Source organism: Klebsiella sp. R390 (assembly GCF_051131745.1).
In the GTDB taxonomy this organism is placed as follows: Bacteria; Pseudomonadota; Gammaproteobacteria; order Enterobacterales; family Enterobacteriaceae; genus Klebsiella.
Genome location: NZ_CP180445.1, coordinates 3362809 through 3384216, shown reverse-complemented (window position 1 = coordinate 3384216; position 21408 = coordinate 3362809). Strand labels below are relative to the sequence as shown.

Here is a 21408-nt window from a genome sequence, read left to right as displayed (position 1 = left end):
CGCAAGAGCCGCAGTGGTTCGCGCCCGCAACGTGCGGATTATCGACCTCGTGCAGTCAGCGCCTCTTCCAGCTCACGATAGGCCGCCACCAGCGCCTCCAGCGTCGCCCGGTTCAATCCGCTGGGATTAGGCAATACCCACACCTCCGTCGCGCCGATGGTCACCTGCTGCTTTCCCCAGCGCGCGCCGCGCACCTGAAAGGCTTTCTCAAAAGCCTGTTTGCCGAGGATCGCCAGCGCTCGCGGCTGATACTGTTCCATTTTCAGGGTAAGCTCCCGCCCGCCGCTGCGCAGCTCCTGCAACGCCACTTCGCTGGCCTGCACCGTCGGACGCTCCACCAGCATCGTGATGCCGCAGCCGGTATCAAGCAGATGCTGTTCCTCTTCCGGCGCCAGCAGGCGGTCGGTAAACCCGGCCTGGTGAATCACCTTCCAGAAGCGATTACCCGGATGGGCAAAATGAAAACCGGTATGTGCGGAGGACTTCCCAGGGTTGATGCCGCAAAAAACCACCCGCAGGTCCGGAGCCAGAATATCGTTGATCATCTTTTCACCCATTCAATACCGAAAAGGTGATTATAAAGGATTGAAAATGCATTGTTTATAAAATCAGCAGCCGTGCGTTTTACGCTGGATTGCGCTTGCCAGTTACTTTATAATCCCTCGCCACGGCCCCTTAGCTCAGTGGTTAGAGCAGGCGACTCATAATCGCTTGGTCGCTGGTTCAAGTCCAGCAGGGGCCACCAAATTTTAGCCTTAAAATCATATAATTAAGCCACTCTAACGAGTGGCTTTTTTGTTGTTTCATTTTAAAGTGGCGATGAAATTGCAAATTGATACTACATACTTACCGCGCGCAAAGAACAGATAATATAGAGTGGGCTTGTGGGCGATCTCCGCTCGAACTAGAATACGAGCATAAACGACGAGGTTCTTCCCATGACAAAGAAAACTGCACATCCCTTGGTCACGAAATCACAACTTTTCCGCACCGTTGCCAGTTCCACGGCAATCGAAACCGGCGTTTCTGTAGAAAAAATCGAGCAGCAGCTCAAACGTGTTCAGGCACAGGCTAAAGCTGTTGGTCTGGCTCGTTAATCAGGAAGAATATCGCCAACCAGTCGTACCATCGGTGCAAAGTTGCCAGATACACCGGCCTGAATCGCCTTGAAGTAAAATTCTTTGTGCTCATCCCATAAGCTGTAATCCAGCACGCCGACACCCGCCTTAACCGCCAGCATATCAAAAAGTAAACGCGACAAACGTCCATTACCTTCCCGAAAGGGATGAATCAAAATAAATTCCACATGAGATTCAGCCAGGTAGACGATCAGCTCTCCACGAGAAAGCGCCCTCAATTCAGTAAAGCGCGAGAGGAATTGTTTCTCAAACTCCGTAACCAACAGCGGTATTCTGTTTGCTGCGGCAAACTGAAAACCATTTTTAGCCAGATTGCCATTACGGAGCCTACCAGCCCAATCGTAGACATTGCCTAACCATTTGCGATGCCACTCGCAGATATGCTCAAAACTCAACGTGGAAGGTATCTGATGACTGATAAATAGCTGCTCATACAACATGAGCAGCAGACCTGACTCTAACGCATCCATTTCAGCAGCATTGATAATCTCTAGCTTGTTCGCTAATACCAAATCACCTGATCCTGGCTGATACCGCTCTTCGGCTGAATTAAGCTCATATTTTGACAAGCGATTACCTCCGCCCAAACAAGTTCACAACGTTGTTGTCCTTCTTTCGCTGATAGTTGTTGACCCGACCTCAAGCACCCTGCGTTCTTCAGCCAGGCCATCGTAACGGTCATAGCGTCTCGAACTAACTTAGTTCAAAGCATGGTTCTGCATAGAAGTCATAATCACCTGGTCGCAGGTTCTAGTCCAGCAGGGGCCACCAGACACCGCAAGGGCTGGCGAGAAACCGCCGGCCCTTGTGCTTTTTAGCATTTCGTACTTACACCACACCAGTTAACGCCCGCCAACAGGCCATTAAAGGACTGTCGCTGTCCACGGAACACCATGCTGGCGGTGAAGACAGGCAAAAATAAAAGGAGCGCCGTTAATAACGGTTCGCTCCTTTTTTATACCTTATACGCTGAACAGCACGGCCATGAATGGTCGGTTGAAACGCTCAACTCACACCAGTTCCCGCAGCTGCTCCCGCATGTAGGAAGAGAAGAACTCAGGGTTTTTGATAATGAGACGGTCACCAGATGCGATCTTATCTGCCCATCCGGCCACTTTTTCCGTGAACCCGGCGTTCCATCCCTCCTGCTGACCTCGCGCCATCACGTCGTCGGCACTTGCCGGAACACCTAACTCATTCAAATACTTTAAAATGCCTTTAGCTGTGCTTTCATCCATTGAAGGCGGAGCCGGTTCTGATGTGTTCATACCACCAATAAAATCTAACGCTTTATCTATCGCTGTTGGCATGCTCTTATCCTTAAAATTAACCATGTGATGAACATGTTTATACTATGGACCCAAGTTCGCCGGGATATCAAAGAGAACGTTGCCTTTATTTGATTCAGCCCTCATTCAAACGTTTGCATGGCGGTTTTCTGCGCACTTAAGACGCTCGTTTCCGCACTAACTGGCGCGCCGCACGGGCTTCAGCCCACTGATGAGTCCTGGTTTTTGCGCTTAAACTGGCTGGCGTCGATATCGTACTGCTTCATCTTGCGCCACAATGTTGTGCGCCCAATATTGAGCAGGCTGGACATCTCCTGCACCCGGCCACTGGTGACGCGGGCGGCATGAATAATCGCCTCTTTTTCGATGGCGCTGAAGGTCAGGCTGGCGGGTAAGAGCGGCGATGCGCTGTCGCTGCTGCCCAGGCGCTCGGAGAAGAGATATTCCGGCAGATTGCTCAAGCGGATATGGCCGTTATCGCTGCTGATGGCGATATTTTCGATAATGCTGTTGAGCTCAAAATCATTGCCCGGCCAGGAGTAGTTCACCAGCTGCGCCAGCGCGTCGTCGTCCACTTTCAGGCGCGACGAAAAGCGCCGCTCGAGGCTGCGCAGACGGTTATGCACCAACGCAGCAATACTGCTGCGCCGCGACCTCAGAGGCGGGATGGCAATCTCAAACGAGTGCAGCGCATAGTAGAGCTGGCGGCTAAAGCGGTTCTGCTCCACCAGGTTCGCGAGATCGACGGTGGTGGTGGCGATCACTTTCACATCCACCGGGATCAGCCGGCGGGCATCAAGCCGGGTTAATACCCCCTGCTTAATCACCTGCAACAGCACGGACTGCAGTTCAGGCGCCAGGTACTCGATTTTTTCCAGGAATAAGGTCCCGCCGCTGGCCAGCTCCAGGCGGCTCAGACGACCGTTTTGATCATCGGTCGGCGCGCTGCCCATAAAATCCTGCCCCAATACGTTATCGGCATACAGCTGGCAGTTGACCGCAATATACGGGCCGCCCGCCCGCTCACTTTCATTATGAATCGCCTGGGCGATCAGCTCTTTCCCGACGCCCTCTTCGCCGCATAGCAGAACCGGGAAAGCGCCGCGCGCGGCCTGCCGGCCAAAATGCATCAGCCGCCGCGTTTGCGGATCGTCCGCAGACATCTGCTCAAACGTATGGCTCACTTTGCCCAACTGGCTGGTCATCAGCTGACGCAGCTGCTCAACCGGATGCAGCAGCAGAATAAAGCTGTTGCCCTGCGCTTCGACAATCGGCTTGAGGGTAATGACGGCGTCGATAAACTGATGCTGACTCTCAAACGTCACTTCCGCATGGTTCAACGCTCGTGCGTGCTTAATAGCCCGACGCAGCAACGCCGGTAGCATCACCAGATCGTGAATATTTTTCCCCTGGCTGGCCTGCGCATCCAGGTGCAGGAGCCTCGCGGCCTGGACGTTAATAAACTGCAACACCCCCTGCTCATTCCACGCCATCACCCCGTCGTCCATGCTTTCCAGCAGGCCGTACATCTGATTGAGGTGGCGATTAGATTCGGCGAGCAGGCTGTCGGTGAGCAGTGAATTCCCCACCTCCCGGGCAATCGCGAGAGTCAGAGACAAATCAGAAGCCGCCTGCTGTTCGCTCAGGCAGCACAGCGAAATGGAACCAAACAGGCGCCCGTGGTTATCAAACACCGGCGTCGAGCTAAATGACCACCCGTGCAGCGCATGTTTAAAATGTTGATCGCCGGAGGTTCTCACCGGCTGCCCCAGCATCGAGGCCAGCGACAGCGCGCAGCTGCCGATAATGCTTTCGGCGCAATAGCTGCCGTCGAGGAACCCTAGCGCCTCCAGCTGCGCCAGCGTCTGAGGTTCACCGCAGCGGCTGAGAATACAGGCGGACTCATCCAGAATAAACAGCGCGCAAGGGCGGCCGTCCATAAATTCCCAGGCATCTTCCAGCGCGGCCTGGCCGATGGTCAGTAGCGCGGTTTTACGCCGACAGATCGACTCAAACGTCAGCCCCTGCGCCTGATGCGGCGCCTGCCAGGTGTCCCGCTGCATAAACCGGCTGCAACGATGCCACGACTGGCCGATTACTGAAGATGCTGTTTGTGAAGAATCCTGAGTCTGCGCCGCCATGTCCCTTTCCACTGTTGACCAATAGACAACCCCTCCGGCAGAGACTGTCGGAGGGGAGAAACGTCCTTCACGTTCAGACGATGCGTCAGCGTAACCTTAACGCGCCAGCCACTGCTGACCGAGCAGGTCAGCCGTCATAATCGCGGCATAGACGTTATCCGGTGCCACGGCAAAAGGCATGTTGTGGATGGTTTCACTTTCCGCACAGGTCGCTTTCGCCACCGCCTGAATTTTCCCTTCAATGCCCTCTTTCACGCCCATCTGCGCCAGCGTCACCGGCAGCCCCACTTTCTGGCAGAAGCCCAGCACCGTCTCAATCTCTTCCATCGGGCTGTTTTGCAGCACCAGTTGAGCCAGGGTACCAAAGGCCACTTTTTCGCCGTGGTACAGATGATGGCACTCTTCCAGAATAGTGAAGCCGTTATGAATGGCATGCGCCGCCGCCAGGCCGCTGCTTTCAAAGCCAATGCCGCTGAGGTAGGTGTTGGCTTCGACAATACGCTCCAGCGCATCCGTCACGACGCCAGCCTGGGCCGCCAGACGCGCTTTTTCGCCTTCAGCCAGCAGCGTATCATAGCACAGGCGGGCCAGGCTCAAGGCTGCCGCCGTGGACTGGCCGCCGGCCATGCTGGTCGCTCTGGCATCAAAACAGGCCTTCGCTTCAAACCAGGTGGAAAGCGCATCGCCCATCCCCGCCACCAGCAGACGCACCGGCGCTTTGGCGATAATCGCCGTGTCCATCACCACCATATCCGGGTTTTTCGGGTAGATCAGATACTCTTCAAACTCACCGGCTTCGGTGTAAATCACCGACAGCGCGCTGGTTGGCGCATCGGTCGAAGCAATGGTCGGGATCACCACCACCGGCAGCTTCTGATAGAAGCCAATGGCTTTGGCAGTATCGAGCGTCTTCCCGCCGCCAATCCCGACCACACCGCGACAGCCGTGCTGTTGCAGAATAGCAATCAGGCGGTTGATTTCCGCATGGCTGCACTCGCCGTTAAAGCGTGCCGCATGGCAGCTGAGCCCGTGGTTATGCAGGCCATTGAGCACCTTCTCCCCCGCCAGCTTCATGACGAAGTCATCGGCAATCACGAAAAAACTATCCGCCAGATTTTTGGCATACTGGCCAAACAGCGTGGATGCATCAGGTCCCTGAAGATATTTGGCCGGAGATTGAATAACGTTTAGCATTCCTTTCACCCTCAAATAAGTGCATGTTTTACATGATGTGCCCTGGCGTCATCCCGTTCAGCCTTCGCTGAAAGGCACAAACGGGAGCATGACCGGAGCGATGCAAACACTGTAGGGCGAGCGACGAACAAAAAAATTTTTGCCGATTTTGTTCTGATCTGAAACGGCGATCGATTTTTAATGTTTCATATTGGAACATGACTCACGAAGAAACGCCGGGATTGCGATCCCGATCGGCCCCTTCAGCCACCAACCGCCATAAAACCAAAGACAAGCGGCGGATGGCGATCCCCTCAGCCGACCAGAAAGCATCGAAAAAGTCGTCCAGGCCGCCATCCACCGCCGTTGAACACGAGGCTAAAAAGTCGCCCTGGCTCGCATTTTTCGCATTTCCTTAGCAGAAACGTTCCATTACGAAACGAAAATTAATAATCATGTTCCGTAATGAAACCCGTTTTCGCGGCATTTTTTTTTCCGTTAACTCAGCCAGAATCATCACATCGCCGGTTGCTCTTCACGCCAGGCGATACCCCTACACGATGACCGCCTCCGTGCGCAGAGAGGCCGCATCGCATCACGTCGACGGAGCATGAATAATGAAAAAACTGATTAACCGTGTCGAAGATGTCCTGAGTGAACAATTACAAGGCCTCGCCAAGGCCCATCCTGAATTAACGCTGCATCAGGACCCGGTCTATGTCACCCGCGCCGATGCGCCGGTGGCCGGAAAAGTCGCGCTGCTCTCCGGCGGCGGGAGCGGACACGAGCCGATGCACTGCGGCTATATCGGCAAAGGGATGCTGTCCGGAGCCTGTCCGGGCGAGATTTTCACCTCACCGACGCCGGACAAAATGTTCGAGTGCGCCATGAATATCGACGGCGGTGAAGGCGTACTGCTGATCATCAAAAACTACACCGGGGATATCCTCAATTTCGAAACCGCGACCGAGTTGCTGCATGAAAGCGGCGTCAAGGTCACCACCGTGGTGATAGATGATGACGTGGCGGTCAAAGACAGCCTCTACACCGCCGGGCGCCGTGGCGTCGCCAACACCGTGCTGATCGAGAAGCTGGTCGGTGCCGCCGCCGAACGCGGCGATTCGCTGGAAGCCTGCGCCGAACTGGGCCGCCGCCTCAACAACCACGGCCACTCCATCGGCATTGCGCTGGGCGCCTGTACCGTGCCGGCCGCCGGGCAGCCGTCGTTTGAGCTCCAGGATAACGAGATGGAGTTCGGGGTCGGCATTCATGGCGAACCGGGCATCGACCGCCGTGCCTTTAGCTCTCTCGATCGCACCGTGGATGAGATGTTCGACACCCTGCTGGAAAACGGGACCTACAGCCGCACCCTGCGTCAATGGGACCACGTTAAAGGCAGCTGGCAGGACGTTCAGCAAAGCAAACAGGCGTTGCAGAAAGGCGACCGCGTCATCGCCCTGGTCAATAACCTCGGCGCGACCCCGCTGTCAGAGCTATATGGCGTATTCAACCGCCTGACAACGCGCTGCGAGGAGCACGGTATCACGATCGCCCGCAGCCTCATCGGCAGCTACTGCACATCGCTGGATATGGTGGGCTTTTCCATCACGCTGCTGAAAGTCGATGACGCGACGCTGGCGTTATGGGACGCCCCCGTACACACCCCCGCACTGAACTGGGGCCACTAAGGAGCACGACATGTCACTGAACAGAACGCAAATCGTTAACTGGCTCTATCGCTGCGGCGATACCTTCACCCGTGAGAAAGATTTTTTGACCGGCCTCGATAAAGAGATTGGCGATGCCGACCATGGTCTGAACATGCATCGTGGCTTCAGCAAAGTCGTGGAGAAGCTGCCGTCCATCGCCGATAAAGACATCGGTTTTATTCTCAAGAATACCGGGATGACGCTGCTCTCCAACGTCGGCGGCGCCAGCGGTCCGCTGTTCGGCACCTTCTTTATTCGCGCAGCCCAGGTGACTCAGGCTCACCAGAGCCTGACCCTCGATGAGCTGTATCAGATGATGCGCGAAGGAGCCGAGGGCGTGGTCAACCGTGGCAAAGCAGAGCCCGGCGACAAAACCATGTGCGATGTCTGGCTGCCGGTGGTCGAATCGCTGCGCCAGTCCGGCGAACAGCACCTGACGGTGCAACAGGCGCTGGACGTCGCGGCACAGCAGGCAGAGGAGGCCGTTCGCTCCACCATCACCATGCAGGCCCGCAAAGGCCGCGCCAGCTATCTCGGTGAGCGCAGCATCGGGCATCAGGATCCGGGGGCAACCTCGGTGATGTTGATGATTCAGGAACTGGCGGCAGCCGCCAAAGCGTAAGGATAAGGCGATGGTAAACCTGGTGATTGTTTCTCATAGCGCCCGGCTGGGCGAAGGCGTCGGGGAACTGGCCCGGCAGATGTTGATTGGCGATGGCTGCAAGCTGGCGATCGCCGCCGGGATTGACGATCCGCAGAACCCGATCGGCACCGATCCGCTGAAGGTGATGGAAGCGATCGAGTCCGTGGCCGATACCGACCACGTGCTGGTGATGATGGATATCGGCAGCGCCCTGCTTAGCGCCGAAACCGCGCTGGATCTCCTCGATCCGGCCATCGCGGCCAAGGTCCGTCTGTGCGCGGCCCCGCTGGTCGAAGGCACGCTGGCGGCCACGGTTAGCGCCGCCACCGGATCGGATATCGATAAAGTGATCGCCGACGCCATGCACGCCCTGGAAGCCAAGCGCGTGCAGCTGGGATTACCATCGTCAGCACCAGAGGTCATTGAGGCAGCGCCCAATGTTGACGATCTGAGTGGACAGTCCGTTTCGGTGGTGATCAAAAATCACAACGGGCTGCACGTTCGCCCGGCATCGCGTCTGGTGGCAGCCTTAGCCGGGTTCCAGGCGGATCTGGTGCTGGAGAAAGGCGGTAAATGCGTGTCGCCGGACAGCATCAACCAGATTGCCCTGCTCCAGGTTCGTTGCAACGATACCTTGCGGCTGCTGGCCCGCGGGCCGGACGCCGAAGCGGCGCTGGCGGCATTTCAGGCGCTGGCGGCAGATAACTTCGGCGAGCAGCCGGACGCCACGCCCGCCCCTTCTGCGCCGACTGTCGTCCGCGTTCAGGGGAGCGCGATGCGCTACCTGCGGCCTCACGCCCGGCCTGAGCGGCAAAACGGCGCAGATATTGCCGATGAGATGCAGCGCCTGAAACAGGCGATCGACCAGACCCTGGCGGATCTCACCGCGCTGACTACCCTGGCGGAAGATCGTTATTCCGCGGATATTGCGGCGATTTTTTCCGGCCATCATACGCTGCTCGACGATCCTGATTTATACGATACCGCCTGTGAAATCATGCGAAATGAGCACTGCGGCGCGGCCTGGGCGTGGTATCAGGTGCTGGTCGATCTTAGCCAGCAATACCGCGATCTGGACGATGCCTATCTGCAGGCACGCTATATCGATATCGACGATCTGCTGCAGCGTACACTGCGCCATCTCGCGGGTCGCAACGAAGAGCCGCTGCGGCTTCAGGGACCGACGCTCCTCATCGCCGACGATATCTTTCCCTCCACAGTCGTACAGATAGATCCCCGACAGGTAAAAGGTATCTGCCTGCAGGAAGGCAGCGAGGTTTCGCATGGGGCAATTATCGCCCGCCAGGCCGGTATCGCCTTTCTGTGCCAGCAAAGTGAGGTACTGACCCGTTTTCATGACGGTGACGCGCTGACACTGGATGTCGCCGGGCAGCGCGTGATGCGCAGCTAAAGATAAGGTAGAAGAGGCCCCGGGCTACGCATCTATGTCGTTACCCGGGGAGCGCTCGCAGGAGCAGCGATTACTTGCTGTGCCAATAGGCCTGGGAGCGCACCAGCTGAGGATCGATCTCATCGTTTTCGAAACGGCCAAGCAATGATTTGACGACCGCGCCCTCGCCGGTGACCCAGATAAAGTAATCCTCTGGCGGCACGTTCACCTGTGCCAGACGCTCCTCCACGACGGAGGGCTGATGACCCACCACCCACTCAATATTAAAGCCCTGCAGGTCCGCCAGATAATCCTGGTAGGAGACATCGCCGATCGTGACCAGCGCCGTCACCTGCGGGCGCACGGGCAGACGGCTGAGGCCCAGCAGACGGCGACGCAATGCCGGCATCCCGGACTCATCACAGACATACAGCTGCCAGGCATAATCTTCCGGCACCACCAGTGAACCGCGCGGCCCGCCAATCACCAGGGTATCGCCCGGTTTGGCCGCCAGCGCCCAGCTGCTGGCAATCCCGCCGTCGTGGATAAAGAAGTCGTATGCCAGCTCATGGCGCTCGGCATCGTACAGCGGCGTATAGTCGCGGGTTGCCGGACGCACGCCCTCACCCCAGTTAATGCCTTCATCAGTGACCTGCGGCGGCGTAAACGCGGCGCCGGCTTCGGGGAAAAACAGTTTGGTATGGTCGTCAAACCCCTGGGAAACAAAGCCATCCAGTGCGTCTCCGCCCAGCACAATGCGCTGAAAAGCCGCGCCGATACGCTCTACGCGCAGGACGGTTAACTGACGGAAACGCAGCTCATTACGAACGCGTTGCGGGTACTGAGTGTTTTTCGTTTTTATCATCATCGATCGCCTTCGTGAAAATAGATATATCTAAACATGACCTAAATGATAATGATTGCCATTAAAAAATAATGCAAGTTATTTTTGATATAGTCGTAATAAAAAGCAAAATAATCCAAAAACACCTTAAAACTCATTTTAAATCATATAATTAAAAAATTATCAGATCTCATTCTTGCTAATCGTTATTTTTTAGATATACATTAGATATATCAAAACTACTGAGGAATAAACGATGCGACATCATCATGAAGAAGGACGCGGGCCACGTGGGCACCGCGGCGAACGTGGGGAACACGGCCACAGAGGCGGTGACCATGGCGAACACGAGCGCAGAGGCGGCGGCGGACGCCGTCAGCGTTTCTTTGGTCACGGCGAACTGCGACTGGTTATCCTCGATATCCTGACTCGCAACGCCAGCCACGGCTACGAGCTGATTAAAGAGATAGAGACCCTGACTCAGGGTAACTATAGCCCTAGCCCAGGCGTGATCTACCCCACCCTCGATCTCCTGCAGGATCAGGGTCTGATCAGCGTTGAAGAGGAAAATGGCCGCAAGAAAATCGCCATTACCGCAGAAGGCAGCCAGCTGCACGCCGAAAATCTCGAGCAACTGGCTCAAATTCAGGAGCGTTTACAGGCGCGGATGGTCGGCTGTGAACTGCGCAAAAACCCGCAGATGAAACGGGCGCTGGAGAACTTTAAAGCCGTACTGGATCTGAAAGTGAATCAGCAAGCCACCAGCGACGCGCAGCTCAAACAGATCGTTGCCGTCATCGACCGCGCGGCCATGGAAATTTCTCAGCTCGATTAAGTCCCTCTTCTGCCCTCAAATTGGGCAACCTGCACCGCCGCGAAGCACGCGGCGGTATAGCAGCCAGCAGGTTATTAGCTCCGTTCAGGAGTAAAACATGCCAAAAATATCGCCGTGAGATTAAATTCCGCACATATGCGCTTTCACGCTGCGTTTATCCCGATTTTCAGCGCCCCCACCGAAGTGGCGTAATCCCTGCAATACTTAATTCAGTATCATGTGATACGCCCGCCCCAGGAGCTCACTTTGAACAGGTTACCTTCCAGCGCATCGGCTCTGGCCTGCAGCGCACACGCACTGAATCTCATCGAGAAGCGAACGCTTGATCATGAGGAGATGAAAGCACTTAACCAGGAGGTCAGGGAATACTTTAAAGAGCATGTGAATCCAGGGTTTTTAGAGTACCGAAAATCGGTCACCGCTGGCGGGGATTACGGAGCCGTAGAGTGGCAGGCGGGAGGGTTAAATACGCTTGTCGACACTCAAGGACAAGAGTTTGTCGATTGTCTGGGTGGTTTTGGGATTTTTAATGTAGGGCACCGTAATCCAGTTGTGATTTCCGCCGTCGAGCATCAGCTCGCTAAACAACCTCTTCATAGTCAGGAACTGCTGGACCCGCTACGGGCCATGCTGGCCAAAACGCTGGCGGCATTAACGCCCGGCAAACTGAAATACAGCTTCTTCAGTAACAGCGGTACGGAATCGGTCGAAGCGGCACTCAAGCTCGCTAAAGCCTACCAATCGCCACGCGGTAAATTTACCTTCGTGGCCACCAGCGGCGCGTTCCATGGAAAATCGCTGGGTGCACTGTCGGCTACCGCCAAATCAACCTTCCGTAAGCCTTTTATGCCGCTGCTGCCGGGCTTCCGTCACGTGCCGTTTGGCGATATCAACGCCATGCGCACGCTGCTCAGCGAGTGCAAGAAAACCGGTGATGACGTCGCGGCGGTGATCCTTGAGCCGATCCAGGGCGAAGGGGGCGTGATCCTGCCACCTCAGGGCTATCTGCCTGCGGTACGTAAGCTGTGTGATGAGTTTGGCGCACTGCTGATCCTCGACGAGGTACAGACCGGCATGGGGCGCACCGGCAAAATGTTTGCCTGTGAGCACGAGAACGTTCAGCCGGACATTCTGTGCCTTGCCAAAGCCCTCGGCGGCGGCGTAATGCCAATCGGCGCGACGGTCGCCACCGAAGAGGTATTCTCGGTACTGTTCGACAATCCGTTCCTGCATACCACCACCTTCGGTGGAAATCCGCTGGCCTGTGCTGCGGCGCTGGCGACGATCAACGTTCTGTTGACGCAAAATCTCCCGGCACAGGCGGAACAGAAAGGCGAACTGCTGCTGGATGGCTTCCGTCAGCTATCCCGCGAGTATCCGGATCTGGTGAATGAAGTGCGTGGTAAAGGGATGCTGATGGCGATTGAGTTCGTGGATAACGAAATCGGCTACAGTTTTTCCAGTGAGATGTTCCGCCAGCGCATTCTGGTGGCGGGGACGCTCAACAATGCCAAAACCATCCGCATTGAACCACCGCTGACGCTGACGATTGAGCAGTGCGAGCAGGTGCTTAAAGCAGCACGTACCGCATTGGCTGCGCTGCGGGTTTCAGTGGAAGAGGCCTGATGCTCTCTGCGCTGTCCTCTCCCCATCGGGGAGAGGCGCTTTTTCTGCGGTTGCGCCGATCACCTCACGAAGAGAACGGAGCTTAAACTACTCGTACGCCAGGCGGCATCAGACGTTCCGGCGTCAGCAGTACGCTTTCGCTGCCATCTTCTGTCTCTGCGCACAGCAGCATGCATTCCGATGTCTCACCCCGCATTTTGGCCTTCGCCAGATTGCACAGCACCACCACCGTTTTTCCCAACAACTCCTGCTCGCTGTAGTAAGGCACCAGGCTCGTTACCGTTTGCAAGATCCGCTCACCAATATCAATCTTCGCGATATACAGTTTATCGGCATTGTCATGCCGCTTAACCTCGACAATCTTTCCGGTACGCATTTCCAGTCTGGCAAAATCATCGTAAGCAACAGTATCCATCATTTACCTCCAGTAAAATTTTAGTAAAATATAGCAAGTTTTATTATTTGTTCAGCATCCTGCTGACAGGAATGTTACTTTCGTCACTCTTTATGGCGGAAAAAAGTCCCCGTTCGCTGCGAATAAAACCCGCAATATTTACTGAAAACAGATGCAGGAACCCAAGCTTGCTTTACAATGGGCGGGCGCAGATGGGGCAACGTCAGATAAGGAATAAGATGGCAACACTCAAAGATATCGCAACCGAAGCGGGTGTCTCACTGGCGACGGTTTCACGGGTATTAAACGACGATCCAACCCTGAATGTGAAAGAAGAGACCAAGCACCGTATCCTGGAAATTGCAGAGAAGCTGGAATATAAAAGCAGCAGCTCTCGTAAGGCACAGGTTCACGCCGTAGGCCATCACCATATTCTGGCGCTCTACAGCTACCAGCAGGATCTGGAGATTAACGATCCTTACTATCTGGCAATCCGCCACGGGATTGAAACCCAGTGCGAAAAGCTGGGGATCGAGCTGACCAACTGCTACCTCAACAACGCACTGCCCGAACTGAAAAAAGCCACCGGCGTACTGATTGTCGGCAAACCTTCTCGCGCCATTCGCGAAGCCGCCACCGCGCTGACCGACAATATCTGCTTTATCGATTTTCATGAGCCAGACAGCAGCTACGATGCGGTGGATATCGATCTTGTGCGCATCGCCAAAGAGGTGATCAACTTCTTTATCGCCCAGGGGGCCTCACGCATTGGCTTTATCGGAGGCCAGGATGAACCCGGCAAAGCCGATATCCGCGAAATGGCATTCGTTGAGTACGGGCAGCTAAAAGGTGTGGTCTCACAGGGTGATATCTGGCGCGGTGGTTTCTCCAGCTCGTCGGGCTATGAGCTGGCGAAAACGATGCTGGCTCAGGAAGACTACCCGACGGCGCTGTTTGTCGCCTCGGACTCTATCGCCATCGGCGTCCTGAGAGCTATTCACGAACGCGGCCTGTCGATACCTGAAGATATCTCTTTAATCAGCGTGAATGATATTCCAACCGCACGCTTCACCTTCCCACCGCTCTCTACCGTGCGCATCCATTCTGAAATGATGGGAAGCCAGGGGGTGAACCTGCTGTACGAAAAAGCCCGCGACGGGCGGGCGTTGCCGCTGAACGTCTTTGTCCCCAGCGTCCTTAAGCTGCGCGGCACCACCCGATAACCCCTCTGCGCACGATACACTTTCCCGGCGGCACCAGGCTTGCCGGGACGACCTTCTCTACGTCCATCCTTGTATCAATACGGTAACATGCCGCTCCCGGTATTTTCTGGTTTGCACACTTACCCTCTGCCAGCGCTCATTTTGTGATCGAGTTAAAGTAAATCATCCCTGCTCATTTTATTTAGTAAAAGTTTTACTAAAATAGCCGTATTACATCAGATCCGTACAGGGAGGCGATATGAATCGCTGGGAAAATCTTCAACTGACTCATGAAAACAGGCTGCCGCCGCGAGCGTATTTCTTCTCTTACGATACGCTGGCTCAGGCGCGCACTTTTGTCCGCGAAACCAGTAGCCGCTTTTTATCGCTTAGCGGGCAATGGAACTTCCGCTTCTTCACGCACCCTCTGCTGGTACCGGAGGCTTTCACCCGCGAATATATCGAGGGCTGGGGCCCGATCACCGTACCGGGAATGTGGCAGATGGAAGGCCACGGGCAGCTTCAGTATACCGATGAAGGTTTTCCCTTCCCGATCGACGTGCCGTACGTACCAACCGACAACCCGACCGGCGCCTATCAGCGCATCTTCACCCTCGGTGACGGCTGGCAGGGTAAGCAGACCCTGATTAAGTTCGACGGTGTCGAAACCTACTTCGAAGTCTACGTCAACGGCCAGTATATTGGCTTCAGTAAAGGCAGCCGTCTGACCGCCGAGTTTGACATCAGCGCGGCAGTGAAAACCGGCGACAACCTGCTGTGCGTGCGGGTGATGCAGTGGGCAGACTCCACCTATATTGAAGACCAGGATATGTGGTGGATGGCGGGGATCTTCCGCGACGTCTACCTGGTGGGTAAAAATCCGCTTCACGTACAGGACTTTACCGTACGCACTGATTTTAATGACGATTATCGCGACGCCACTCTCTCCTGCCAGCTGGTACTGGAAAACCTGAGCGACCAGCCTGCCGATGTCAGCGTGGAATATACCCTGTTCGATGGCGACAATGCACTGTATCAGGGTACCACCGGGCGTCTGACGGTCGGGCAATCACTGGAGAGCGGTTTCGCCATTGATGTGGCTGCCCCGCAGCAGTGGTCGGCGGAGAATCCCTGGCTCTATCATCTGGTGATGACGGTGAAAAACGCCGCCGGTGAAGTGCTTGAAATCATCCCGCAGCGCGTCGGCTTTCGTGACATCAAGGTACGCAATGGCCTGTTCTATATTAACAACCATTACGTGATGCTCCACGGCGTCAACCGTCACGACAACGACCATCTGAAAGGCCGCGCCGTCGGGATGGATCGCGTCGAAAAAGATCTGCTGCTGATGAAGCAGCACAATATCAACTCGGTGCGCACCGCCCACTATCCAAACGATCCGCGCTTTTATGAGCTGTGCGACATTTACGGTCTGTTTGTGATGGCAGAAACCGACGTGGAGTCCCATGGTTTCGCGAACGTCGGCAACCTGAGCCGCATTACCGATGACCCGAGCTGGGAGCACGTGTACGTCGAGCGCATCGTGCGACACGTACACGCGCAGAAAAACCATCCATCAATCATCATCTGGTCTCTGGGGAATGAATCCGGCTACGGCTGTAATATTCGCGCGATGTATCACGCCACCAAAGCGCTGGATGATACCCGCCTGGTGCACTACGAAGAAGACCGCGACGCCGAAGTCGTCGATATCATCTCGACCATGTATACCCGCGTGCCGCTGATGAATGAGTTCGGCGAGCACCCTCACGAGAAGCCGCGCATTATCTGCGAATATGCTCACGCCATGGGCAATGGCCCGGGCGGCCTGACCGAGTACCAGAACGTTTTTTACCAGTACGACAGCATTCAGGGTCACTACGTGTGGGAGTGGTGCGATCACGGCATTCAGGCCACCGATGAGAACGGTGCAGTATGGTACAAATTCGGCGGCGACTATGGCGACTACCCGAACAACTACAACTTCTGCCTTGACGGCCTGATCTTCTCCGACCAGACCCCAGGGCCGGGTTTAAGGGAGTACAAGCAGGTCATTGCGCCGGTCAAGGTGCAGGCGACGGATATCCATCGCGGCGAACTGCGCATTGAGAACAAGCTGTGGTTCTCCACCCTCGACGATTACACCCTGCGCATTGAAGTGCGCGCCGAAGGGGAAACGCTGTCGACCCAGACGATAAAAGTTCGCGATCTACCGCCGAACAGCGGTCGTGATATCACGATCGCGCTGCCCGAACTGGACGCGCGTGAAACATTCGTCAACGTCATCGTCACCAAAGACTCCCGGACCTTGTATAGCGAAGCCAACCACGATATTGCCGTGTATCAGTTCCCGCTAAAGGCTCAGACAGCGGTAAAAACGATACTCGCCAATACCAGTGCAACGCCGCTGCAGATGGCTGACGAACGCCTGAGTTACACCCTCATTGGGCATAATTTCCGCGTCGAATTCTCTAAACTCAGCGGCAAGCTAACCCGTTGGCTGGTTAATGGCTGCGAGCAGGTGACCCGCGAGCCGAAGATTAACTTCTTCAAGCCGATGATTGATAACCATAAACAGGAATATGAAGGGCTGTGGCAGCCGAGCCACCTGCCCATCATGCAGGAGCATCTGCGGGAGTTCAGCGTTGAACAACAGGGTGAGACCGTTATCGTCACCACGCGGACGATTATCGCGCCGCCGGTTTTTGATTTCGGGATGCGCTGTACCTATCGCTGGCAGATCACACCACAGGGCCATATCAACGTTGAGTTGCAGGGCGAGCGCTACGGTGACTACCCGCATATCGTTCCGTGCATCGGCTTTATGATGGGGATTAACGGTCAGTTTGAGCTGGTCAATTATTACGGCCGCGGGCCGGGTGAGAACTACGCCGACAGCCAGCAAAGCAACATCATCGATGTCTGGCGCACCAATGTTGACGACATGTTTGAGAATTACCCGTTCCCACAGAATAACGGCAACCGTCAGCACGTACGTTGGGCATCATTTACCAATCGTCACGGCAGCGGCCTGCTGGTGGTTCCACGTGCGCCGGTGAACGTCAGCGCCTGGCACTACACGGCAGAAAACCTGCACGCAGCCCAGCACTGCAACGAACTCCAGCGCAGCGATGACATTACACTGAACATCGACGCCCGGTTGCTCGGCCTTGGCTCCAACTCCTGGGGCAGCGAAGTACTGGATAGCTGGCGCGTCTGGCTCACCCCCTTCAACTATGGCTTTACGCTGCTGCCGCTGGAAGGCGGATGCAGCTCCTCGCAGGTGCTGGCGAACCATGACTTCGGCGCCGGTTTCTTTTCCCCCGTTTCACACAGCGAGGCTGAAAAATGAGAATTCTTGAGAATTTAGAACAATTTAAGCAGATCTATCACAGCGGACGTAAATGGCAGCGCTGCGTGGAAGCCATCAATAACATCGAAAACATTCGCCCTGGCGTGGCCCATTCGATCGGGGACTCACTCTCCTATCGCGTGGAAAATGACAGCACTACCGATGCCCTATTTGCCGGCCACCGCCGCTACTTCGAGGTGCATTACTACCTGCAGGGACAGCAAAAGATCGAGTTTGCCGCGAAAGCACAGCTGCAAACCGTAGCCTGCTACCGGGATGAGACGGATCGCGAATACCTGAAAGGCCTCGGTAAGACCGTCCAGGTGCATGAAGGACAGATGGTGATTTGTGATAACGATGAGGCCTACCGTTTTATCAGCGAAACACCGGTCAAAAAAGTGGTGCTCAAAGTGACGATTGAAGACGGGTATTTCCTGAATAAATAGTACCGCCTTCAGCAATCCCCAAGGTCAGCGGGACACCCGCTGACCTGACCGTTTCCAGCCCAGAATGCGGGCTAAATGATTTCCCGGAGGACGTATGTCCGAATCAGTTCGCGCCAAAATAGGCAAATTCGCCCTGCTGTCGATGGCCTTCACCGCCGTGTTTAACGTGCGGAACATCGTTAATAACAACATCGAGCTAGGGTTAAGTTCCGCCCCGATATTCCTGTTTGCCACGGTGGTCTATTTCATTCCTTTTGTCTTTATTATTGCCGAATTTGTCTCGGCCAATAAGCATTCCGAATCCGGCATGTATGCCTGGCTGAAACAGCCGTTAGGCTCACGGGCGGCCTATCTCGGCTCGTTCCTGTACTGGTTCGTGAACCTGTTCTTTTTCATCTCGCTACTGCCAAACGTCGTGGCCTATGCCTCATATGCCCTGATGGGGTACGCCATTCCCTTCTCCCCGATGGTTACCTCAATGATCTCCATCGTACTGTTCGCCATGGCGACTCACATCTCAACTAAAGGGGCAACGTGGCTGGGGAAAATTTCCGAGTGCGTGGCCTACGGTGTCTTCGCGCTATTTGCTATCTACGTCGTCGGCGCCTTTACTGCATTGGGCTCTGGCCACGTCCCGGCACAGCCAATTACGCTCTCCGCCATGGAGCCGACCATCAACTGGGCCACGCTGGGCATCATGTGCTGGATTTTCCAGGCCGCAGGCGGCGCAGAAACCGTGGCAGCCTATCTGAACGATACCAAAGGCGGCCAGAAATCCTTTATCAAAGTCATTATCTCCGCTGGCGTATTGATTGGCGGCATGTATGCGCTGGGCTCGCTGCTGGTCAACGTGTTCGTCGCACGTGAAGATTTGACCTACGCCGGTGGAATGGTGGAAATCTTTACCGGACTGGGAGCTTACTTCCATATTCCTGAGCTGCTGATGGGCCGCTTTGTCGGGATTATTTTGTTTATCGCCATCTTCGGCAGCATGATGATGTGGACCGCGGCACCGGTAAAAATCCACTTCTCTGAAATTCCGGCCGGCATCTACGGCGAGAAAACCACCGAACTGAACGCCCATGGCGTACCGGTACGCGCCGCATGGTGGCAGTTCCTGTTCGTCTTCCTGATGCTCATCGTTAATGGCTTTGGCTCCGCCAGCGTTCAGCAGATGATGAATACGGCCATTAACCTGACCGCCGGCACCGCCATGCTGCCGCCGCTGTTTATTATGGTGGCCTACTTTGTCCTGCGCTGGAAACACGATGATACCCCGCGCGACTTCCGCATGGGCTCGCGCAAGGTCGGCATGAGCATCGTCTCCATGCTGATTGTGATCTTTGTGGTCAGCATGGCTGCTTCCGCCTTCCCGGCGGGCGTCGACCTGGTTAACGCCTTCTTTATCAACGTCTTTATGACCGCCGTCTTCTCAGGCCTTGCATGGTGGTGGATCACCCGCTTTGAGAAAAAACAGCAGCAGCGCCAGAAAGCGTCGATTGCGCCGGCGCCGGGTATCACCAAATAACGTATCACGCTCTCCCGTCAGCACTTTTCCTGCTGGCGGGCTTTTTTCTGCCTGTCATTACGTAACGCTCAGCTTTTTCGTGATCGAGTTAAAGCAACCAGGTTTTACTTCTTTTATTTACTAAAATTTTTACTAAAATAAGATTAATTACTTAACTACCTCTATCCTACAAACAACACAACCCCCTTCGGCTTCCTCTGAAGGACAATGTGTGGAGATGTGTTATGTCTGATATCAAACGTAATACCATCGGTAAGTTCGGCCTGCTGTCGCTGACCTTCGCCGCCGTTTACAGTTTTAATAACGTTATCAATAACAATATCGAATTAGGACTGGCATCGGCACCGATGTTTTTCCTCGCCACCTTGTTCTACTTCATCCCGTTTTGCCTGATCATTGCGGAATTCGTGTCGCTGAATAAAACCTCCGAAGCGGGGGTCTATGCCTGGGTCAAAAGCTCGCTGGGAGGCCGCTGGGCGTTTATTACCGCCTATACCTACTGGTTCGTTAACCTGTTCTTTTTTACTTCTCTTCTGCCACGCGTTATCGCCTACGCCTCGTACGCCTTTTTAGGCTACGAGTACATCCTGACTCCAGTAGCCACAACGGTGCTAAGCATGGTGCTGTTCGCCTTTTCCACCTGGGTTTCTACCAACGGCGCGAAAATGCTGGGGCCGATTACTTCCGTTACCTCATCATTAATGCTGCTGCTGACGCTCTCCTATATTTTGCTGGCGGGAACCGCGCTGGTCGGCGGCGTACAGCCGGCGGACCCGATTACCGTCGAAGCGATGATCCCGAACTTTAACTGGGCATTCCTTGGGATAACCACCTGGATCTTTATGGCCGCCGGCGGGGCTGAGTCCGTTGCGGTCTACGTCAATGACGTCAAAGGCGGTTCGAAATCCTTTGTCAAAGTGATCATCCTTGCCGGGATTGTGATTGGCGTACTGTATTCTGTCTCTTCAGTATTGATTAACGTTTTTGTAAGCAGCAAAGAGCTGAAATTTACCGGCGGTTCAGTGCAGGTATTCCACGGGCTGGCAGCGTACTTTGGCCTGCCTGAAATCATGATGAACCGCTTCGTCGGCCTCGTCTCCTTTACCGCCATGTTCGGCTCGCTGCTGATGTGGACCGCGACGCCGGTGAAAATCTTCTTCTCCGAAATTCCCGAAGGCATCTTCGGCAAGAAGACCGTTGAGCTGAACAAAAATGGCGTCCCCGCTCGCGCAGCATGGATTCAGTTCCTGATCGTCATTCCGTTAATGATTATTCCGATGCTGGGTTCCAACACCGTTCAGGAATTAATGAATACCATCATTAATATGACCGCTGCCGCCTCCATGCTGCCACCGCTGTTTATTATGCTGGCGTACCTTAACCTGCGTCGTAAACTGGATCACCTGCCGCGTGATTTCAAAATGGGTTCACGAACGACCGGTATCGTGGTCGTCTCAATGCTGATTGTTATTTTCACTATCGGCTTTATCGCCTCTACCTTCCCGACCGGCGGAAATATCATGACGATTATTTTCTATAACGTCGGCGGAATCGTCATTTTCCTTGGATTTGCATGGTGGAAATACAGCAAATACGTCAAAGAATTAACCCAGAAAGAGCGGGAAACGGAAGCTGCGCCAGCCTCAAATATTTCTTAATACACCTAAAATCATTCTAAAAATATAAACAACAATACC

General features: G+C 55.0%; 18 protein-coding genes, 1 tRNA gene and 1 pseudogene. 12 read left to right on the top strand and 8 right to left on the bottom strand.

The genetic code is table 11. The features are described from left to right. Window positions 1–38: 38 nt before the first annotated feature. A complete protein-coding gene (mug, locus tag ACMYSP_RS15820; protein ID WP_434583017.1) occupies window positions 39–545 on the bottom strand; it encodes a G/U mismatch-specific DNA glycosylase in 507 nt (168 codons plus the stop codon). A 124-nt stretch (window positions 546–669) separates the two neighbouring features. Between mug and ACMYSP_RS15815 the strand changes: the two genes are divergently transcribed. Beyond that, window positions 670–745: transfer RNA gene (locus tag ACMYSP_RS15815), tRNA-Ile, on the top strand. 193 nt (window positions 746–938) lie between these two features. Further along, entirely contained in the window at window positions 939–1097 is a 159-nt protein-coding gene (locus tag ACMYSP_RS15810) for a hypothetical protein (RefSeq protein WP_434583016.1), read from the top strand. Here ACMYSP_RS15810 and ACMYSP_RS15805 read toward each other — a convergent pair. From ACMYSP_RS15805 to ACMYSP_RS15785, 5 genes and pseudogenes are all read right to left on the bottom strand, one after another. After that, entirely contained in the window at window positions 1094–1708 is a 615-nt protein-coding gene (locus tag ACMYSP_RS15805; RefSeq protein ID WP_434583015.1) for a Fic/DOC family protein, read from the bottom strand. The two genes, ACMYSP_RS15810 and ACMYSP_RS15805, sit on opposite strands and share 4 nt — an antisense overlap. 4 nt (window positions 1709–1712) lie before the next feature. After that, window positions 1713–1873, bottom strand: a pseudogene (locus ACMYSP_RS15800) (tyrosine-type recombinase/integrase); the annotation flags it as partial. Window positions 1874–2149: 276 nt separating this feature from the next. After that, window positions 2150–2449: a DUF1889 family protein gene (locus ACMYSP_RS15795; RefSeq protein WP_217426887.1), complete on the bottom strand. Its 300-nt coding sequence runs from the start codon at window positions 2447–2449 to the stop codon at window positions 2150–2152. 179 nt (window positions 2450–2628) lie between these two features. Further along, complete coding sequence (gene dhaR, locus ACMYSP_RS15790; protein ID WP_434583014.1) at window positions 2629–4569, bottom strand: dihydroxyacetone kinase operon transcriptional regulator DhaR; 1941 nt, start codon at window positions 4567–4569, stop codon at window positions 2629–2631. 96 nt (window positions 4570–4665) lie between these two features. Beyond that, entirely contained in the window at window positions 4666–5763 is a 1098-nt protein-coding gene (locus tag ACMYSP_RS15785) for a glycerol dehydrogenase (protein WP_434583013.1), read from the bottom strand. A 596-nt stretch (window positions 5764–6359) separates the two neighbouring features. Between ACMYSP_RS15785 and dhaK the strand changes: the two genes are divergently transcribed. From dhaK to dhaM, 3 genes are read left to right on the top strand one after another with little or no spacing between them, the layout of a single operon-like run. Next, window positions 6360–7430, top strand: a complete 1071-nt coding sequence (gene dhaK / locus ACMYSP_RS15780; protein ID WP_434583012.1) for a dihydroxyacetone kinase subunit DhaK — start codon at window positions 6360–6362, stop codon at window positions 7428–7430. Between the two features lie 10 nt (window positions 7431–7440). Then, on the top strand, window positions 7441–8073 hold the full coding sequence (gene dhaL / locus ACMYSP_RS15775) for a dihydroxyacetone kinase subunit DhaL (protein ID WP_434583010.1): 633 nt from the start codon (window positions 7441–7443) through the stop codon (window positions 8071–8073). Window positions 8074–8083: 10 nt separating this feature from the next. Next, window positions 8084–9505, top strand: a complete 1422-nt coding sequence (gene dhaM, locus ACMYSP_RS15770) for a dihydroxyacetone kinase phosphoryl donor subunit DhaM (protein ID WP_434583009.1) — start codon at window positions 8084–8086, stop codon at window positions 9503–9505. Between the two features lie 70 nt (window positions 9506–9575). Here dhaM and ACMYSP_RS15765 read toward each other — a convergent pair whose 3' ends face one another. Beyond that, window positions 9576–10352 (bottom strand): siderophore-interacting protein, encoded by a 777-nt coding sequence (locus tag ACMYSP_RS15765; protein ID WP_434583007.1) that lies wholly within the window; start codon window positions 10350–10352, stop codon window positions 9576–9578. 232 nt (window positions 10353–10584) lie between these two features. Here ACMYSP_RS15765 and ACMYSP_RS15760 point away from each other — a divergent pair, with 232 nt between their 5' ends. Beyond that, window positions 10585–11163: a PadR family transcriptional regulator gene (locus tag ACMYSP_RS15760; RefSeq protein ID WP_434583005.1), complete on the top strand. Its 579-nt coding sequence runs from the start codon at window positions 10585–10587 to the stop codon at window positions 11161–11163. A 246-nt stretch (window positions 11164–11409) separates the two neighbouring features. Continuing rightward, a complete protein-coding gene (gene ygjG, locus ACMYSP_RS15755; protein WP_434583004.1) occupies window positions 11410–12789 on the top strand; it encodes a putrescine aminotransferase in 1380 nt (459 codons plus the stop codon). Between the two features lie 82 nt (window positions 12790–12871). Here ygjG and ACMYSP_RS15750 read toward each other — a convergent pair whose 3' ends face one another. Continuing rightward, window positions 12872–13204 (bottom strand): tRNA-binding protein, encoded by a 333-nt coding sequence (locus tag ACMYSP_RS15750; protein ID WP_174509524.1) that lies wholly within the window; start codon window positions 13202–13204, stop codon window positions 12872–12874. A gap of 218 nt (window positions 13205–13422) precedes the next feature. Between ACMYSP_RS15750 and ebgR the strand changes: the two genes are divergently transcribed. The 5 genes from ebgR to ACMYSP_RS15725 all read left to right on the top strand — a co-directional run bounded on the left by ebgR (window position 13423) and on the right by ACMYSP_RS15725 (window position 21369). Then, on the top strand, window positions 13423–14406 hold the full coding sequence (gene ebgR, locus ACMYSP_RS15745) for a transcriptional regulator EbgR (RefSeq protein WP_434583002.1): 984 nt from the start codon (window positions 13423–13425) through the stop codon (window positions 14404–14406). Between the two features lie 238 nt (window positions 14407–14644). After that, window positions 14645–17737, top strand: a complete 3093-nt coding sequence (ebgA, locus tag ACMYSP_RS15740; RefSeq protein WP_434583000.1) for a beta-galactosidase subunit alpha — start codon at window positions 14645–14647, stop codon at window positions 17735–17737. Then, window positions 17734–18183: a beta-galactosidase subunit beta gene (locus tag ACMYSP_RS15735; RefSeq protein WP_434582999.1), complete on the top strand. Its 450-nt coding sequence runs from the start codon at window positions 17734–17736 to the stop codon at window positions 18181–18183. Before ebgA ends, ACMYSP_RS15735 begins: the two co-directional genes overlap by 4 nt. Before the next feature lie 94 nt (window positions 18184–18277). Further along, the gene (locus ACMYSP_RS15730) at window positions 18278–19711 is read left to right on the top strand and encodes an amino acid permease (RefSeq protein WP_434582997.1); all 1434 of its coding nucleotides are present in this window, start codon (window positions 18278–18280) and stop codon (window positions 19709–19711) included. A 224-nt stretch (window positions 19712–19935) separates the two neighbouring features. After that, entirely contained in the window at window positions 19936–21369 is a 1434-nt protein-coding gene (locus ACMYSP_RS15725; protein WP_434582996.1) for an amino acid permease, read from the top strand. Window positions 21370–21408: the final 39 nt, after the last annotated feature.

Excerpts from the sequence above, each read along its gene's own strand:
- mug (WP_434583017.1), bottom strand. The coding sequence starts at position 545 with ATGATCAACGATATTCTGGCTCCGGACCTGCGGGTGGTTTTTTGCGGC.
- ACMYSP_RS15810 (WP_434583016.1), top strand. The coding sequence starts at position 939 with ATGACAAAGAAAACTGCACATCCCTTGGTCACGAAATCACAACTTTTC.
- ACMYSP_RS15795 (WP_217426887.1), bottom strand. The coding sequence starts at position 2,449 with ATGCCAACAGCGATAGATAAAGCGTTAGATTTTATTGGTGGTATGAAC.
- dhaR (WP_434583014.1), bottom strand. The coding sequence starts at position 4,569 with ATGGCGGCGCAGACTCAGGATTCTTCACAAACAGCATCTTCAGTAATC.
- ACMYSP_RS15785 (WP_434583013.1), bottom strand. The coding sequence starts at position 5,763 with ATGCTAAACGTTATTCAATCTCCGGCCAAATATCTTCAGGGACCTGAT.
- dhaK (WP_434583012.1), top strand. The coding sequence starts at position 6,360 with ATGAAAAAACTGATTAACCGTGTCGAAGATGTCCTGAGTGAACAATTA.
- dhaL (WP_434583010.1), top strand. The coding sequence starts at position 7,441 with ATGTCACTGAACAGAACGCAAATCGTTAACTGGCTCTATCGCTGCGGC.
- dhaM (WP_434583009.1), top strand. The coding sequence starts at position 8,084 with ATGGTAAACCTGGTGATTGTTTCTCATAGCGCCCGGCTGGGCGAAGGC.
- ACMYSP_RS15765 (WP_434583007.1), bottom strand. The coding sequence starts at position 10,352 with ATGATGATAAAAACGAAAAACACTCAGTACCCGCAACGCGTTCGTAAT.
- ACMYSP_RS15760 (WP_434583005.1), top strand. The coding sequence starts at position 10,585 with ATGCGACATCATCATGAAGAAGGACGCGGGCCACGTGGGCACCGCGGC.
- ACMYSP_RS15750 (WP_174509524.1), bottom strand. The coding sequence starts at position 13,204 with ATGGATACTGTTGCTTACGATGATTTTGCCAGACTGGAAATGCGTACC.
- ebgR (WP_434583002.1), top strand. The coding sequence starts at position 13,423 with ATGGCAACACTCAAAGATATCGCAACCGAAGCGGGTGTCTCACTGGCG.
- ebgA (WP_434583000.1), top strand. The coding sequence starts at position 14,645 with ATGAATCGCTGGGAAAATCTTCAACTGACTCATGAAAACAGGCTGCCG.
- ACMYSP_RS15735 (WP_434582999.1), top strand. The coding sequence starts at position 17,734 with ATGAGAATTCTTGAGAATTTAGAACAATTTAAGCAGATCTATCACAGC.
- ACMYSP_RS15730 (WP_434582997.1), top strand. The coding sequence starts at position 18,278 with ATGTCCGAATCAGTTCGCGCCAAAATAGGCAAATTCGCCCTGCTGTCG.
- ACMYSP_RS15725 (WP_434582996.1), top strand. The coding sequence starts at position 19,936 with ATGTCTGATATCAAACGTAATACCATCGGTAAGTTCGGCCTGCTGTCG.